This is a genomic window from Deinococcus radiophilus, assembly GCF_020889625.1.
Classification (GTDB): Bacteria; Deinococcota; Deinococci; order Deinococcales; family Deinococcaceae; genus Deinococcus; species Deinococcus radiophilus.
On record NZ_CP086382.1, the window covers coordinates 1 to 15,749 of the forward strand.

The 15,749-nt window shown below is 65.7% G+C and carries 13 protein-coding genes and 1 pseudogene; 1 reads left to right on the plus strand and 13 read right to left on the minus strand.

The window, feature by feature from the left end:
* Window positions 1–50 precede the first annotated feature (50 nt).
* The 9 genes and pseudogenes from LMT64_RS12240 to LMT64_RS12280 form a co-directional block, all read right to left on the minus strand.
* Window positions 51–692 (minus strand): annotated as a pseudogene (locus tag LMT64_RS12240) (type I-C CRISPR-associated protein Cas8c/Csd1); the annotation flags it as partial.
* Window positions 692–1,429: a type I-C CRISPR-associated protein Cas5c gene (cas5c, locus tag LMT64_RS12245; RefSeq protein ID WP_126353113.1), complete on the minus strand. Its 738-nt coding sequence runs from the start codon at window positions 1,427–1,429 to the stop codon at window positions 692–694. The pseudogene LMT64_RS12240 and the gene cas5c, both read right to left, overlap by 1 nt.
* 17 nt (window positions 1,430–1,446) lie before the next feature.
* A complete protein-coding gene (gene cas3 / locus LMT64_RS12250) occupies window positions 1,447–3,849 on the minus strand; it encodes a CRISPR-associated helicase Cas3' (protein ID WP_126353093.1) in 2,403 nt (800 codons plus the stop codon).
* Window positions 3,846–4,913, minus strand: coding sequence for a helix-turn-helix transcriptional regulator (locus LMT64_RS12255; protein WP_126353095.1), 1,068 nt, complete (start codon window positions 4,911–4,913; stop codon window positions 3,846–3,848). The genes cas3 and LMT64_RS12255 overlap by 4 nt, the downstream gene beginning before the upstream one ends.
* A 56-nt stretch (window positions 4,914–4,969) precedes the next feature.
* Window positions 4,970–6,577: a hypothetical protein gene (locus tag LMT64_RS12260; protein WP_126353097.1), complete on the minus strand. Its 1,608-nt coding sequence runs from the start codon at window positions 6,575–6,577 to the stop codon at window positions 4,970–4,972.
* 477 nt (window positions 6,578–7,054) lie between these two features.
* Entirely contained in the window at window positions 7,055–7,783 is a 729-nt protein-coding gene (locus LMT64_RS12265; protein WP_229253550.1) for an adenosylcobinamide-GDP ribazoletransferase, read from the minus strand.
* Complete coding sequence (cobT, locus tag LMT64_RS12270) at window positions 7,780–8,844, minus strand: nicotinate-nucleotide--dimethylbenzimidazole phosphoribosyltransferase (RefSeq protein ID WP_126353117.1); 1,065 nt, start codon at window positions 8,842–8,844, stop codon at window positions 7,780–7,782. The genes LMT64_RS12265 and cobT overlap by 4 nt, the downstream gene beginning before the upstream one ends.
* Window positions 8,844–9,386: a bifunctional adenosylcobinamide kinase/adenosylcobinamide-phosphate guanylyltransferase gene (gene cobU / locus LMT64_RS12275; RefSeq protein ID WP_126353099.1), complete on the minus strand. Its 543-nt coding sequence runs from the start codon at window positions 9,384–9,386 to the stop codon at window positions 8,844–8,846. Before cobU ends, cobT begins: the two co-directional genes overlap by 1 nt.
* Window positions 9,386–10,777: a cobyric acid synthase gene (locus LMT64_RS12280; RefSeq protein WP_126353119.1), complete on the minus strand. Its 1,392-nt coding sequence runs from the start codon at window positions 10,775–10,777 to the stop codon at window positions 9,386–9,388. The genes cobU and LMT64_RS12280 overlap by 1 nt, the downstream gene beginning before the upstream one ends.
* A 295-nt stretch (window positions 10,778–11,072) precedes the next feature.
* Here LMT64_RS12280 and LMT64_RS12285 point away from each other — a divergent pair, with 295 nt between their 5' ends.
* Window positions 11,073–11,894: an SDR family NAD(P)-dependent oxidoreductase gene (locus LMT64_RS12285; protein WP_126353101.1), complete on the plus strand. Its 822-nt coding sequence runs from the start codon at window positions 11,073–11,075 to the stop codon at window positions 11,892–11,894.
* A 50-nt stretch (window positions 11,895–11,944) separates the two neighbouring features.
* On the opposite strand, the gene LMT64_RS12290 is transcribed toward LMT64_RS12285, so the two are convergent.
* The 4 genes from LMT64_RS12290 to cobO are packed head-to-tail and all read right to left on the minus strand — an operon-like array spanning window position 11,945 to window position 15,730.
* Window positions 11,945–12,943 carry a pyridoxal phosphate-dependent aminotransferase gene (locus LMT64_RS12290; protein ID WP_229253551.1) on the minus strand — a complete coding sequence of 333 codons (999 nt, stop codon included), beginning with the start codon at window positions 12,941–12,943 and terminating at the stop codon, window positions 11,945–11,947.
* Window positions 12,940–13,791, minus strand: coding sequence for an adenosylcobinamide-phosphate synthase CbiB (cbiB, locus tag LMT64_RS12295; RefSeq protein ID WP_126353103.1), 852 nt, complete (start codon window positions 13,789–13,791; stop codon window positions 12,940–12,942). Before cbiB ends, LMT64_RS12290 begins: the two co-directional genes overlap by 4 nt.
* A 17-nt stretch (window positions 13,792–13,808) precedes the next feature.
* Window positions 13,809–15,158, minus strand: coding sequence for a cobyrinate a,c-diamide synthase (locus LMT64_RS12300; protein ID WP_229253552.1), 1,350 nt, complete (start codon window positions 15,156–15,158; stop codon window positions 13,809–13,811).
* Complete coding sequence (cobO, locus tag LMT64_RS12305; RefSeq protein ID WP_229253574.1) at window positions 15,155–15,730, minus strand: cob(I)yrinic acid a,c-diamide adenosyltransferase; 576 nt, start codon at window positions 15,728–15,730, stop codon at window positions 15,155–15,157. Before cobO ends, LMT64_RS12300 begins: the two co-directional genes overlap by 4 nt.
* Window positions 15,731–15,749: the final 19 nt, after the last annotated feature.

Genomic DNA, 15,749 nt, shown 5'->3' on the forward strand with positions numbered 1-15,749 from the left:
ACTGCCACCAGCAATACCTTTAATTGGTAACGGTTCATCACAGGCCCGACTACGCCTGTAATCAGACATTCCGCAACGATGAGCTTCTTGTCTCCCGTCAATTCTTCATCATGCGAAGCGGAGAATAATTCAGCCCAGTAATCTTGAATTTCTTTTATCTCTGTTAATCGGATTCCATCAACCGTGAAGATGACATTGGTATCGGGAGAGAAGTCCGCGACGCTTTCCAGATGATCTTCGAAAAACTTTTCTGGATCATGGCTCCTAAGAAAGTTCGCCACCGCAACAGCGGCTGGGAGAGCCGTCTTATCCGCACAGTCGTATACGAGATTGCAAAAAGCGCCATGGCGTTGAGTGACGTTTGGATCTCCCACCTTCCGCACAATTCCTAGCGCATACTCAGCATTGTCCATAAACAACTGGGCTTTGAAATTTTTTCCCGAGCGCTTGACCTTTGGAGACGTAATCTCCAGTCCCTTGTCTTTCCCCTTAACCTTCCCACTACTTAACGGCAGGACGTCGCGCAGCGTGCCGTCGATGTTCAGGCGCACTTCCCAGCGGACGTTTTGCAGGGCGTACATGAACGGCATCCCGCCTGTCGTTTCCCCGTCAGGTGCGCCTTCCGTGGCGGGTTTCTGTCCTTCACGGCGCATTCTCAGTTCGTACTCGCGCAGTTGAGACAGCAGGCTCATCAGCTCACCCCCTGACGCTCGTACAACTCGCGTGGCACGCGCAGAGTGCCGCCGTCCGTGATGACTGCGTCGAAGAAACGTGGGGTGGCTTGGCCGGCCACCCAGCGCACGCCCTTGGCGTCGTGCTGACGGTACTTCAGGCGTCCTCGCTTTACGGTTTTGAAGTCCAGGTCGAACAGCATCCGGCCTAGGCTCAGTTCACCCTTCTGTTCGGCGTACTCGCCGCCCAGTTGCCGCACGATGTTTGCGGGCGTCTCGTGACCGTCCGGCGGGCTGAAGAACGCCGTGAACTCACGGTTCCCCAGGTACGGCTGGTGGAACGCCTGCCCTTTCTCGGCGCGACGCTGGAACATCTCCGTGTACTTCGCCAGCGGGTCAGTCGTATGCGGTTTCAGGATCATTTCGGCGCGAATGATGTACTCCACATCCCGCAGCACCAGCGCATGCCGCTGCGCTCTGTCCTCCTCGGCGTAGAACCCACCGCCACTTTTCGCCCAGGTGGACGCTGCCCGTTCAGACGCCCGTGAATTCACCTCGTTCCGCAGAATGCTGAAGCGCCGCACCTCCCTGAGCACCACGATCTCCCGCACCTGCCAACTGAACTCCGGTTTCCAGAACACCGCCTCCAGCACGCCCCGCGCGGCACTGGGCGTCATCACGTCATACGTGACACGCTCGGCCTTGTTCTCCGGGCGGGTAAAACAGGCGTAATCACTCCAAACTTTCAGCTCTAGCACATGGTTTCCTCCTTCTTTCATAGGGAAGTGAACAAGTCGTCTTTGAATTCGGCGACGATGCCCCGCTTTGGGTCGTAGACGGCAGTTTCAGGCCACTGGCAGATTTCGGGCGGATCGACTTGCAGGCGCGAGGCACGTTCTACCAATTCGGGAACGGGCGTCAGGAAGGGTGGTTTTCCGTCTTGCGGGGTCATGAGTTTCTTGGCCTGGTGGGCGTAAATGTTGATGGTGTACTGCTGCAAGGCTCGCCAGGCGTCCTGCCGTTCGCTTTTGCGGGGGCTATCGCGGATGGTGGTGAGCAGGGCCGTGACCTTTTCCTTCTCGTACCCGCGAATGATGACGGGCATCATGTCGCCCTCGATCATCTGGAATGCGGCGGATACCTGCTGGAAGTGCAGGCGCGAATGGGCCGTGTGAAACTCCAGTTCGGCGGGTTGGCCGTCCTGTCCGTTGATCTTGACGGGCGGAGCTTTGCTGACGCGGGCGTAAACGTCCTTGAAGTAAGGTAGGAAGACGTCCGGGGCGTGAAGTTTCTCTGGGACATGCTTGAGGGTGTGCAGGATGCTGCGGGACAAGGACTCCCTGATTTCGTAATCGCCTTTCGGCAGTTTGTGTTCTTCTGGCAGGAAAACGATGACCTGTCCGTCAATCAACTTGCCTGCTGCGTTCCTGAGTTTGCCTTCGCGGTTGCAGCGTCCGGCAGCCTGCACAATCGCTTCCAGTGGCCCCAGGGCGCGGTACACGCGTGGGAAGTCCACGTCGATCCCCGCTTCGATCAGTTGCGTGGAGATCACCCGGCACGGCAGTCCGTCTTTGAGTCGCGTGCGGATGACCTCCAGCTCGCGTTTACGGTGTGCCGGACACATGTTGGTCGAGAGGTGAAAGTTCTCTACCGATTCGCCCAGTTTCAGGTACAGGTAGTGCGCGTGCTGGCGCGTGTTCACGATGCACAGGACTTGAGGCTCGGCTTTCAACTCCTGCGCCAGATCATCCCAGGTGGTCGCTTCGTCCAATCGGAACTCGTAACTCACCCGTTTCAGTTCGTCGAAGTAGAAAGCGGCGTTCGGCACGAGGTCACGGATGTTTTTTAGGGCGGGGAAGCCCAGTTCTTCGTTCAGTGCGGGTTGAGTGGCCGTGCAGAGGACTATGCTGCACTGCGCGTACTTCACCAGGAATTGCAGGGCGTCCAGGGTGGGTTCCAGTAGGTGGGCAGGCAGGCTTTGCACTTCGTCCAGCACGATCACGCTGCCAGTCATGTTGTGCAGCCGCCGCAGTTGACTGGTGCGCGTGCCGAACAGTGTCTCCTGAAAGAGGCGCACGGTGGTCGTCACGATGACCGGGGCGTCCCAGTTCTCGGTGGCAAGGTCAGACGCAGTGGTCTGATTTTCCTCGCCTACTTTCTTCTCCTTAACTTCCAGATTGCTGTGGTGCTCAAGCACCTTGAACTCCCCAGGTTGTTCCAGAACCCGCCGGAAATCCTTTGCTGTCTGGTCGATGATCGTCGTGAACGGCACGGCGTAAATCACGCGCCTTAACCTGTGCTGGTGTGCGTGTTGAAGCGCGAATGCCAGAGAGGTCAGGGTTTTCCCGCCCCCGGTGGGCATGGTCAGGCGGAAGAATCCGGGTTCATCGGCAGAATGGCTCAGGGCCGAGGCGTACATTTGCCGTCGCAGAGCATTGATGGATTGGGGGTTCGAGGCGTCCAGCGCGGCTTTAGCGTCCATTTCTGCCTGAACCCGCTCAAAAAGCCTCGTCATTTCCAGCGGCTCTGCTGCGTGCCGGGCGCGTAATTCGGTTTTGCTGAGTGTACCGTGACTCTCGGTGTCCAGGCGGTCTGCATCCACCAGGGCGCTGAAGAGCACCCGAACTAGGAAAGCCCGCTCCGTGGCCGCCAGCGGTAGGGGTTCCAGGGGGCCTTTCAGTAACTTCACTAGTTCAGGCGTGTCCTGAACGGCTTTCTTCACCAGCCCCATAACTTCATTGATTTCACTCTTGTTCAGGCGGTCATTCAGCGCCACCACGTCCCGTAAAGCGCCGTGGTGGTTGGCAATAACGAATTGCAGTTCCTGTCTTTCCTCCAGATCAGCAACGGGCCACTGCTCCAGCGGCTGCAACCGCAGTCGTCGTTCAAGAAATTTTGCCCCAGCGTCACTGTGCGGACAGGCTTTTTCTTCCAGGTCAGGGTCATGGCGTTCCTCGTGTGGGTGCCATTTCAGGCGGTGCAGCTGGAAGTCGTCGCGGTACTTGCCCAGGTCGTGCAAAAGGCCCGTGAGGCGTGCGTACACAGTCAATTGCGGAATCTTCGGAATCAGGTAACGGACGTGTTCCTCAGTGCGGTTCGTGACCCCTTCGACGTGGTCTTTTAAAGTTTGCCACTCTGGATTTTCCTTGCTCGGGCTATGCCCCATATACCGGCTCATTCCTCTCCCTCCCCCACCCGCACTGCCTCGCGCAGCTCCGCAAGCCAATGTTCGCGGATGTGCGGCGGCGACAAGACCTCCACCCGTGGTCCGAAGGAATAGACCCAGGGCAAGACCTCGCGTGGCAGGCCGCTGCCGTCGAGCGGGGCGTGGGCGGTGACTTCCAGGCTACCGCCCGGGCCTTCGGTCAGGTCACTCAAATGTGCGTAACCGCCCTCTTTGATGCGGTAGGCGGCGTCGGCCCGGAAACGCAGGCGCAGCGGCACACTGCCCACTGATTCGCTGCCCACCACCCCCCAGGCCGCGCCCAGCACCTGCTGGGGCACAAACGTTTCCGGGATATCGTAGCTCTCAGCCTGCACCACCTCCAGCGCCCGCATCCGCGAGAGCTTGAAGGTGCGGACTGCCCCGTGAAAGCTGGTTTCCAGGCCCAGCGCATATAGTTCCAGGTTCTGCGGATGAACTTCGATCAGGTAGATATTCAGCTGATTGGGCCGCCAGGTGCCGCTGCCGCCGGGGACGCGGTACTCAAAGCGCAGCGGGTGGCCATCAGCCCAGGCCCGCACTGCTTTTTCCATGTTCAGGGTTTCACGGCTGCGGCGGCGCGATCCCAGGTCACTCAGGCCCACCTTCAGCACAGGTTGCAGCCGGGCAGGTGCCCAATCGGTCAGGCGCTGGAGGGCGCGGCGCTGCACCTGCACCTCACCGCTGCAGCGGTGGTAGGTCAGACGGGCGGCGGCATGCAGCGCCAGCAGCTCCAGGGGTTGCAGCGCCGAACGCACCGTATGGATGATGTAGCGTGGGGGCCGACCCCGCAGCCGCTCAAAGTCCGGCTCCAGGTGGTCCAGCATATCCAGGTCACGCTGCACCCCACGCACGATGGCGTTCCAGCGGCGGGTCCCCAGCGGCGCGGTGGGATACAGCAGCAGCGCCAGATCGGCAGCCGTACGGGGGCCCTCACGCAGCGCCGCCGCCATCCGAAACAGCCGCTCGGTCTGGGAAAGCGTTTCCGGGCCAGTTCCTGGAGGCAGCTCCAGCTCATCAGATTGCCACTTTTCCCACATGGCTGCAGCTTACGTGGGCGGTGTCGCTGATCTGCCCCCTCCTGCCGAACGCCAGTTCAGTCCTCAGGAAAGCTGAGCGACTGCTGCTCAATCCAACTGTTCACGAATGGGAAAAAGTCCCCCTGGCAAAAGCGTTCCGCCCGCTCCGGCGGCGGCAGGATCGGCGGCTGCCAGTCCATATCTGCACCCAGCTTAATCACCCCACCCACCGACTGCACGGTACCAGGACTGCCCAACTGCTGGCGCAACTGGGTCACCACTTTACTCAGACGTTTCTGCACGGTGCGGGCCGCGCCTTCGTCCAGGCCCAGGGCACCCGCTGCGCTCTCGGCAGAAGTACTGCCCCCTTCCAGGACCAAGTAGGCCAATAAGCCTCTGGTTTTGCGGCCTAGCGGCACCTCAAAGTCACCCACTTTCAGTTGGACAGGACCAGCCAGATTTATCTGTGCCTTCGGTGGGGTCAGCGGTTTCCAGGCCGTCCCCTTCTCCGGCTCCGGGAAACACATTTCGGGAAAAAGCTGGTGCCAGGGCCACTGCCACTGAAGTTGTTCCAGCGCAGGCGCATCCGGCCCAGGCTGACCCTGCTGGCGGGCCACCTCCGAAAGCAACAGGTCCAGCACCCAGCGCCTCGGCTGACTCAGGTCTTTGTCCTGAAGGGACAACAGCCGACGTTCAGCGGCCTCAGATTGACCCAGGCGCAGCTGCAGGGCCGCTTGCAACAGGTCCAGCACCGTATGGTGTTCCGTATCCTGCGGTGCGTTCACGGGCAGCTCGGCGGCGGCAATCAGCTCACTGCGTGCCTCATCCCACTCGCCCGACAGCAGCAGGGTCAGGATCAGGTTCTCGGCGGCCATGCTGCGGTCATGCCCCGTCAGAGCAGTGCGGAGCGCCTCATGGTAGGCGTACCGGGCGCGGGCAGGCCAGCGGTGCAGCAGGGCCAAGTCGCCCTGCATGCGCCACACGATGCTGCGGTAGGGGCTGTTTTGCTGCGCTAAGGCGCTGGCCTTTTGCAGCGCCTGATACGCCCCCCGGAAATCCCCGGCACTCAAGCAGGCCATCCCCAGGTTGGCCAGTGCCAGGGTCTGCTCCTGTGGGGCGCTGCGCAGCGCCTGCACCGCCTGGGCCAGATGGTCCCGCGCCTGTTCGGTCAGGTTATACCCGGCGCAGTAGTAGGCCACCTCGGTATGCAGCACCCCGAGATCACGACCACTCAGGCCGCGCATGGCCTCGGCGTAGGCCCCCTGCCAGTCCCCCCCCTGCGCCGCCAGCATCTGCGCCCGGTAACGCGCGGCGATGGCCTGCTGATCCGGCACCGTGGGCTGGGCCAGCAGCTGCTCGGCCTCTGCATAACGGCCCTGCCTCACCACCAGCGCCACCCTGAAGCCACGCAACTCCGGGGCGTCCGGTGTTTGGCTGAGCACCCGTTGCAGCTCGGCCTCCTCACCGGCCCGGAACGCCACCCAGGCGGCGGCCAACCGTCCAGCCGGACCGTCCCGCACCTGCGGCGGAATCTGCCGGAAGAGGTTCCACAGTTCACGGGCACGCTCCTGCGAAGAAATGCGGCGGGCCATCACCCCGGCAGCCTTGAGGGCAGGCTCCCAGTATTCCCCAGCGATCAGGTGGCGCAGTTGAGTTAGGGCCTGCTGTTCGGCGGCGAGAGACATGTGCCATGCAGCATAAAACATCCCCCGGGCACGTGACCACCGGGGAATGAGACGGGGGAGCAAGGGAAGGTCAACCCAATCCGGGGGGACTTGGGACTCCAATCTGCAGGGGGGCCAGGGCCGCTGCCTGGGTGACCGGGCACAGGGCCAGGGCCGCCAGGATCAACCATAAAGGGCGGTAACGCATGTCTCACCTCCTTCACCGGGAATTCCGGTGACCAGAAGGGTCGGTGAGCAGCGCGACACGGCATGTCGTTTTCAAACCAGGCTGAGGCCTCGCCTGTCACACGGCCTTATTGGCCTGGGGCCGTGACATGCGGGCAGTCGCCAGGGGCACCTGAGCGAAAAGTGGCCAGGTGCCTTGCCAAGTAAGGGGAGTGAGGGTGGCCGCCTCCATTACGTCCTATGGAACCGCACGGAAAAACGGCTCGGGCAGCACGTGGCCTGAGCGGCGACTGCCCTGACCTGAGCGGCTTTTTAGCTCAGCAGTGCCAGCAACGCTGTCAGCTCGGCCAGACAGATCAGCAGGCCGTAGACGTCGCCGCTGAGGCCACCGCCCAGGCGACGGGCGGCCCACGCCGCAGCGAGCAGCGTGACCGCCAGGGCTAGCCCTGCTGCCAGCGGGACACCAGGCCACAGCAGCACCGGGGCCGCCAGTAGCAGCGCGGGCCAGGGCCGCCCCTCGCGGGAACGGGCGCCCAGCGACTCCTGGCGGGCGGCGGGATAGAGGTTCATCGGCACCAGCACCAGCAGCCGCGCCAGCACAGCAGCAGCCACCGGGGCGTAGAGTGGCGCGCCCGCCTCTAGCGCACTCCAAAAGGTCAGCAGGTACAGCACACCTGCCCCCAGCCCAAAGGCCCCCACATGCACGTCTCCCAGAATGTCCAGGCGCTGCCGGGGCGATTTGGCGGCCAGCAGAGCGTCGGCGCTGTCCACCAGACCGTCGAAGTGCAGCCAGCCGGTGGCGGCCAGCCAGACCCCCAGCGTGAGGGCCGCGCCGACCCCAGCGGGCAGCGGAGTAGTCAGGGACAGGGACAGCGCCGCCAGCCCCCCCACCAGATACCCGGCCAGCGGATAAAAGGCACTGGCCCGCGCCCAGTCACCCGGCTGCGGTTGGATGTGCGGCAGCGGCACGGCGGTCAGGAAAGCCAGCGCGAGGTGAGCCGCCCGCGCCTGAGCCTGCGCCCACGCCCAAACAGGCGTCAAGAAGGCACGCCTGCCTCGCTGAAGGTCTGCATTTCGCGCAGGCTGGCGGCGGCGGCCCGCAGCAGCGGCACGGCCAGCACCCCCCCCGTGCCTTCGCCCAGGCGCAGGCCCAGCCGGAAAAGAGGCCGTAGCCCCAGCGCCTGCAGCTGCGCGGCGTGGCCCACCTCGGCGCATTCTCCGGCGGCAAAGAGGTAGTCCGGCAAATGGGGACTGAGGCCCGCCCCGACCAGGGCCGCGCTGCCTTCTACAAAGCCGTCAAGCACGACCACCCGCCGCAGTGCCGCCGCCTGAAGCATCATGCCGAGCATGGCGGCGATTTCAAAACCGCCCAGTTCGGCCAGCGCGTCCAGCGGCGCAGTGACGGGCGTGCGGGCCAGGGCGTCCCCGACCACCGCGACCTTGTGGGCCAACCGGCCGTCATCCACCCCGGTGCCCCGCCCGGTGACCGCCTGCGGGCTGAGGTTCAGCAGCCGCGCCGTGAGCGCCGCCGCCGAGGTGGTGTTGCCGATGCCCAGTTCTCCCGGCACGATCAGGTCGGCCCCGGCCTCTATCGCCCCGCGGGCCAGCGCTGCCCCGGCCAGAATCAGGGCGTCGCGCTCGGCGGGAGTCATGGCGGCCTCATGGCGCAGGTTGCGGCTGCCCCGGCGTACGGCGGCGCGGTAGAGGGCCGGATGCGGCGGCAACTCGGTGGCCACCCCGGCGTCCATGAGGTACACCTCGACCCCGGCGGAGCGGGCCAGGGCGTTGACCGCCGCCCCGCCCCGGCCCGCGGGCGTGTCGGCCAGCAGGTTCAGGACCATCGCCTGCGTCACTTCGGCGGGGTAGGCGCTGACGCCCTCGGCGGCCACGCCATGATCGGCGGCGGCGACCAGCACGGCGGCCCCGCGCAGTTCGGGCCGCTCGCTGCCCAGCACTCCGGCCAGGCGAATACTCAGCGGTTCCAGGTCGCCCAGTGACCCGGCAGGCTTGGTGAGCTGGACCTGCCGCGCCCCCGCTCGGGCGACAGCAGCGTGGTCGGGCGGGCCGATCTGGTCAATCAGGGCCTGAATGTCGGGATGCATCAACAGTCCTCCTTGGGGGGCGCGCCGGAGCCTCTGAGCGTCAGCGGCAACCCACTGACCAACAAGTAGGCCTGGTCGCTTTGGGCGGCGCAGCGGGCATTCACCCACCCCAGAAGGTCACGATAGCGCCGCGCCAGAGCGTTATCAGGAACTATGCCGAACCCCACCTCGTTGGTCACGAAAATGCACGGCCCCCCGCGCCCGCGGGCCTCCGCCAGCAGCTCGTCCGCCCCCGCCAACACTGCTTCATCGCTCCAGCCCGCCAGCATCAGGTTGCTGACCCAGAGGCTGAGACAGTCCAGCAGCACCGTGCCTGCTGGCGCATCCCGCAGCGCCTGGGGAACCTGGATTGGCTCTTCCAGCGTGGGCCAAGCAGCGGGGCGGTCGGCCCGGTGACGGCGGATGCGCTCGGTCATCTCGTCGTCGAAGGCCTGGGCCGTCGCCAGGTAGGTGACCGCTGCGCCGGACCCAGCCGCCAGCCGCTCGGCAAAGCTGCTTTTGCCGCTGCGAGCGCCACCCGTCACGAACGTCAAGTGACCCATCAGACCAACCCCCGCACGTACTCCCAGTCCAGGCTGGCCCTCACTTGGGCGGCGATGGCGTCCAGGCGGGCGTCCAGCGAGTCGAGGTGGGCTGGAGCGGGCAGCCCTGCCCAGGTCAGGAAGCGTTCCAGGTACGCGGCATTCTCCAGGATGCCGTGCAGGTATGTTCCGCGCACGTTCCCCTGCCGCCACAGCAGCCCCGGCGCGAGTTCCTGCACGCCCGCGCCCGTGACGGTCTGCCCGTGGTGAATCTCGTACCCGTCCAGCACCAAACCCGTTTCTGCGTCGGTGGCGCGAGTCTGGCGGGTGGTTTTGATCGGATCGAACTGGGTTTGGATGTCTAGCAGGCCCAGGCCCGTGACCTCTTCCTCACTCTCTACCCCGTGCGGGTCGGTGATGCGCGTGCCCAGCATCTGCAGCCCGCCGCACACGCCCAACACTGGAACACCCTGCGCCGCCAGCCGCGAAATCCCCGCCGCGAGGCCACTGGAACGCAACCACGCCAAGTCCGCCGCCGTACTTTTGCTGCCGGGCAAGATGACCGCCCGCGCTCCAGCCAGCTCCTCTGGACGCGCCACCCAGCGTACCAAGTCGCCCAGCGGCGCGAACTCGTCCAGGTTCGAGATGCGCGGCAATCTGGCGACAGCCACAAATCCCTCTGCCCTCTGCTCTCTGCCCTCTGCCCTCTCCACCGCCACACCATCCTCCTCAGGTAACGGAATATCCAGCCACGGGACGACGCCCACGGTGGGAATTCCGGTTTGTTCTTCCAGCCACTGCGGGGCGGGCGCCAGCAAGCGGGCGTCTCCCCGGAAGCGGTTGAGGATAAAACCTTTCAGCAGTGCTTTTTCCTCTGGGACGAGGCAGTGCCAGGTACCGAGCAGGTGGGCGAAAGCGCCGCCCCGGTCAATGTCGGCGGCGAGCAAGACGGCGGCGTTCACTTCTCGCGCTATGCGCATGTTCACGATGTCGCTCTGGCGCAGGTTCACTTCGGCGGGACTGCCGGCGCCCTCGATGACCACCACGTCGAACTGGTCCATCAGGCTGTGCAGGGCGTCCTGCACGTGCGGCCACAGTTTCGGTTTACGTTCGCGCCAGGGCAGGTTGGTCAGTTCGGCGCTGGCCTGCCCCATCAGCACCACCTGACTGCGGGTGTCCGCTTCGGGTTTCAGCAGCACCGGGTTCATACGCACGTCCGGCACGACCCTTGCGGCGCGGGCCTGCACCAATTGGGCGCGGCCCATCTCCAGGCCGGCGGGTGTCACCCCGGCGTTGTTGCTCATGTTCTGCGCTTTGAACGGCGCGACCCTCAGCCCCTCATCGGCCAGGATGCGGCAGAGCGCGGACGCCAGGTACGATTTCCCAGCATTGCTGGTACAACCCTGCACCATCAGGGCGCGGGCAGTCACAGGTGGAACCTCAAAAGCAGCACACCCCCAGTTCTAGCGGATTTGCCGGGGCAAAGCAGGCGGGTCGCGCTAGAGCAGCGGACGGGCACGCGGGCACGCTCTAGAGGCTGCCTCGGAAAATCACGGAGATGGCCGCATCTCCGTAGGTTGTATGCGAGCCGGGCGAGTAGACACGGACGCACTCAGGCCCTCTTCCATTCTCCCGGATGGCCTCTAGACTGTCTGCCGACGTCAGGGCAAAGCACTTGACGCAGGGCAGGAATACAGGAGGCGACCTATGGGACGAGTGGAAGGAAAAGTGGCGTTGGTAACAGGTGCGGCGTCGGGGATTGGTCTGTCTGCCGCCACGCTAATGGCCCAGGAGGGCGCGAAAGTCGTGCTGGCGGACCTGAACGAGGCGGCGGCGCAGCAGGCCGCCGCCCGTATCCGTGAAGCGGGCGGGCAGGCGCAGGCCACCACCCTGAATGCCACCGAACGCGCTTCGGTGCAGGCGGCCGTGGATTTCACGGCTGAAACCTTCGGCGGGCTGAACATCATGGTCAACAACGTCGGCGGGAACCGCCCCGACACCGATCTGGACACCCTGCACATCACCGACGAAGCGTGGGATTTTGCGCTTTTGCTGAACGCCACCGCCACCTTATACGGCTGTCAGGCCGCGCTGCCGCACCTGTTGGCCGCTGGGGGCGGCAGCATCGTGAACACTGCGAGCATGGCGCACCGGGGCGGGGACCTGGTCCGCATCGGGTACACCGCCGGGAAGGCCGCCGTGGTCGCCATGACCCGCAGCATGGCCGCGCAGTACGGTAAACAGGGCGTGCGCTGCAACTCTGTCTCACCGGGGCTGGTACTCACGCCCGCCGCCGAACAACACCTGCCGCAAGCCTTCAAGGACATGTGGTCAGGGTACAATGCCGTACCGGACGTAGGCCGCCCCGACGACATCGGGTACACCATCCTGTTTCTCGCGTCGGATGAGGCGCGGCACATCACCGGGCAGAACATCGAGGTAGACGGCGGTCACTTTGTCTCGCAGCCTACCAACCCGGCCATGCGCGTCATGTATCAGCAGATGGCCCAGCAAGCGCAGCAGGAGTAAGCGTTCCCACGTCTCCCGCCGCTGCGTCCCTGTAATGCGGGCGGGACTTTCTACAGCACCCCCCGGAGCGCGTGAATCAGCGCCCCGTTCTCCGGCCCGGTGCGGGTGCTGACGCGGATGTGCGTGGGCAAACCGTAACTGGTGCAATCGCGGACTTTAATGCGGTGCTTTAAGAGATTGTGCGTAACTGACGCGGCATCACCGATGTTCAGGGTCAGGTACGGCGTGCCGTGGTGCTGCACTTCGCCAAATTCACGTAGGCCGGCCGCGAGTTCCAGCGCGCTCTGCCGGATGACGGGCAACGTTTCGCGCAGAAAGTCCTGAGCGCCGGGCAGCGCGGCCAGCAGGGCTTCCGTGGCGGCGGGAACGTGCCACGCAGGGGCCAGGTTCTCAAGGGACTGAATGACGGCGGGCGCGGCGATGGCATAGGCGGGCCGTGCGCCGACCATGCCGTGTGCTTTTCCGGGCGAGAGCAGGCGGAGAAGCTTGGGATGTCGGGGGCTTTCCAGTTCGGGCAGAAAGGGCGCGTAAGCTTCGTCCAGAATGAGGAGTGCGCCCGCCTGTTCACATTGTTCCGCGAGGTTAAGCAGGTCGTCGGTGGCAAGGGCGTGTCCGGTGGGGTTGTGCGGGTGGCCCACGTATACGAGCCGCGTACCATTTGGGAGAATGTCTGGCACATCGTTCACGACCCGAATTTCGGCGCGTTGCAGAGCGGCGGCGCGGGCCAATTCGCCGAACGGGGCGTGCAAGCTCAGCAACGTGGCGCCGGCGGGGAGAAAGGCGCGGGCGGTGCGGTGCAGTAAGTCGGACGCGCCGACGCTGATGGCTAGTTCGTCGGGGGTGACGCCATGCCAGGCGGCCAGTGTCGCGCGGGTGGCGGAGTACGCGGGGTCGGGGTAGTGGGCGTGATCGGCACCCTGTACGGCCTGCAAGAGGGAGGGGTTGGGGCCGAAGGGGTTGCTGTTCACGCTGAAATCCATACCCCCAAACGGCGCGGAGGTCGGACCACCGTGGGGGGCGCGGGGCAGCAGCGGCGGGAGGTCGGTCACGCCTTGACCAGCAGCCCCAGAACGCCGATGAGAAAGGTCCCATTTGCCAGCCTCACGGCCCGCGTGAGGTCCGCGGGCGAGGGTTCCCGCCCGCCCGCGTTCAGGACGTATACACCGCGCTTATCAAGCTTGATGTCCAGTGCGCCTGCGAACACGCTCATGGGATGACCGGCGTTCGGGCTGGTGGTCTTGCGGCGGTCCTGCGCCCACACCCGCCAGCCACGTCCGCCCGCAGCGAGGAGGGCACACAGGGCGGTCAGGCGGGCCGGGGCGAGGTTCAGCAGATCATCCACGCGGGCGGCGGTTTTTCCGGCGTACTCCAGTTCGGGCGTGTGGTAGCCCCACATGGCGTCGGCGGTGTTCGACAGGCGGTAGGCGGCAGCGAGGGGCAGGCCACCCACGCGGTACGCCAGCAGCGGCGCGATGACGCTGTCGGACAGGTTTTCCGCGAGGCTTTCGATGGCCGCGCCCGCGACTTCCGCCGCGCTCAGTTCGGACGTATCCCGGCTGACCAGGTGCCAACTCAGGAGCCGCCGTGCCTGCGGCAGGTCGCCTTGTTCTAGGGCCGCGCCCACTTCTGCCACCGCCGCGAACAGGGCGCGGCGGGCCAGCAGGGGCTTGAGCAGGGCACCCTGCACGGCCCACGGCGCACGCGAGGCCACCAAACCCGCACCCGCCGCGAGTCCCGCGCCCAGCGCCCAGCCCGCCGCGCCTTCCGCGAGTTGATGTCGGAACGTTTCCCCACGCCACCTTTTGCGCGTCCACTTCAGGTAATGGCCCATCCACACCACCGGATGAAGCGGGGCAGGCGGTTCGCCCAGAGCGTCCAGTGCCAACGCCAGGAGCATGACCCGCCGTCTGCCTCCTAGCGGCAAGCTTGGACCAAGCGGCGGGCCACTTCCGGTGCAGCGCCGTAGTGCAGGTGCAGGTAGCTGGCGAGCACCTGACCGCTGGCGTAGCCTTCGGTTACTTCGGTGCCGCCAGGCAGGGTCCAGCGGTAGGCCGGGCAGGGTGACGGCGTAAGCGGCTGCGAGTAGTGGAACTCGTGCCCGCGCACCTGGGTACCCGCCGGGACCAGCGGCGAATCGGTCAGGGCCTCGGCCTCGCGGTAGCCCAGGCTCAGGCGCGGCTGCATCTGCGTGTCCACCGGCACAGCGCCGCACATCTCATGGCGCTCGCCCGCCAGATCCAGCAGGCTGCGGCCCAGGTACATCAGCCCGCCGCACTCGGCCACCACCGGGCGGCCCGACGCGGCAAAGTCGCGGACCGCAGACCGCATGGAAGCGTTGGCCGCCAACTGCGCCGCGTGCGCTTCCGGGTAGCCCCCGCCGAAGATTACGCCGCCCAGACCGTCCGGCAGCCCGGCATCACGCAGGGGGCTAAAAGGAATCAGTTCGGCCCCCTGCAGCCGCAGTTCATCCAGTGCGTCGGGATAGTAGAACGAAAAGGCTTCGTCCAGCGCGTAGCCGATCCGGGCTACCGGGGTCGGAAAGTGCAGCGACTCCCCGCTCGGTGCGGCCATGGCCGTGCAGGCCAGCAGCGCGTCCAAGTCCAGGCCCTGTGTGGCTTGCAGCGCCGCCGCCTCGTCCCACCCGGCCTGCTCGGCGGCGATCAGGCCCAGGTGACGTCCGGGCAAGGTCAGGCTCTCCTGGCGCGCCACAAAGCCCAGCGTGGGCAGCCCCACTTCGGCCAGCGCCTGGGCACACAGGGCTGCATGCCCGGCTCCGCCGACCCGGTTCAGAATCACGCCCGCCACGTTTATCCCGGCCCCGAAGTCGCGCAGGCCCGCCGCCACCGCCGCCGCCGTACGGGCCATGCCGCCGGCGTCCAGCACCAGCACCACCGGCAACCCCAGCAGCCGCGCCAGATCGGCGCTGGAATGCTCGTCGGACGTAGGATCGCGGCCATCGTACAGGCCCATCACACCTTCTACCACGCTGACCTGGGCGCTCCCGGCCGCCCGCGCAAACAGCTCTACGGTGCGCTCCCGGGACAGCAAGAAACTGTCCAGGTTGCGCGCCGGCCGCCCCGCCGCACGGCTCAGGTGGGTTGGGTCCAGGTAGTCCGGCCCCAGCTTGAACGGCTGCACGCTCAGTCCCCGCGCCCGCAGCGCCAGACACAGCAGCGCCGCGACGGTGGTTTTGCCGCTGTCCGACGACGCGGCCGCCAGCACAAAGCCGTGCCGCTGCTCCCCCGGTCCCAGCTCAGCGCTCAATATTCGATGCCCTTTTGCCCGCCGATGCCTGCCTCATACGCGTGCTTGACCGGCTGAATCTCGCTTACCGTGTCGGCCAAGGCCACCAGCTCAGGGAGGGCGTCCCGGCCCGTGATGATCATATGCAGGTCCGGATGCCGCGCGCGCAGCACCGCTTCGACCTCTGGCCAGGCCACCCAGCCGAACTTGAGCGGATAGGTAAACTCGTCCAGCACGATCAGGTCGTATTCCCCGCCCTCAATGGCCGCGCGGGCCAGCCGCCAGCCTTCGGCGGCCAGGGCAGCGCTATTTTCCAGGTCCTTGGAGCGCCAGGTCCAGCCGTCGCCCAGGCCCTCGCAGGGAATCCCCAGCGCGTCTAGGGTGCGGTGTTCGCCAAATTTGGCCGTGTCGTGCTTGAGAAACTGAAACATCCGCACCCGCAGGCCGCGCCCGTGCGCCCGCATCATCAGGCCCAGGGCGGCCGTGGTCTTGCCTTTGCCGTTCCCGGTATTCACGATGAGGAGGCCCCGGCGGCCCTTGCTGTACCCTTCCGGGCGGCTGTAATTGTCGCGCGCCTCGGTCAGCTCGGCCATGGCCCGTTCGCGGCGCGCC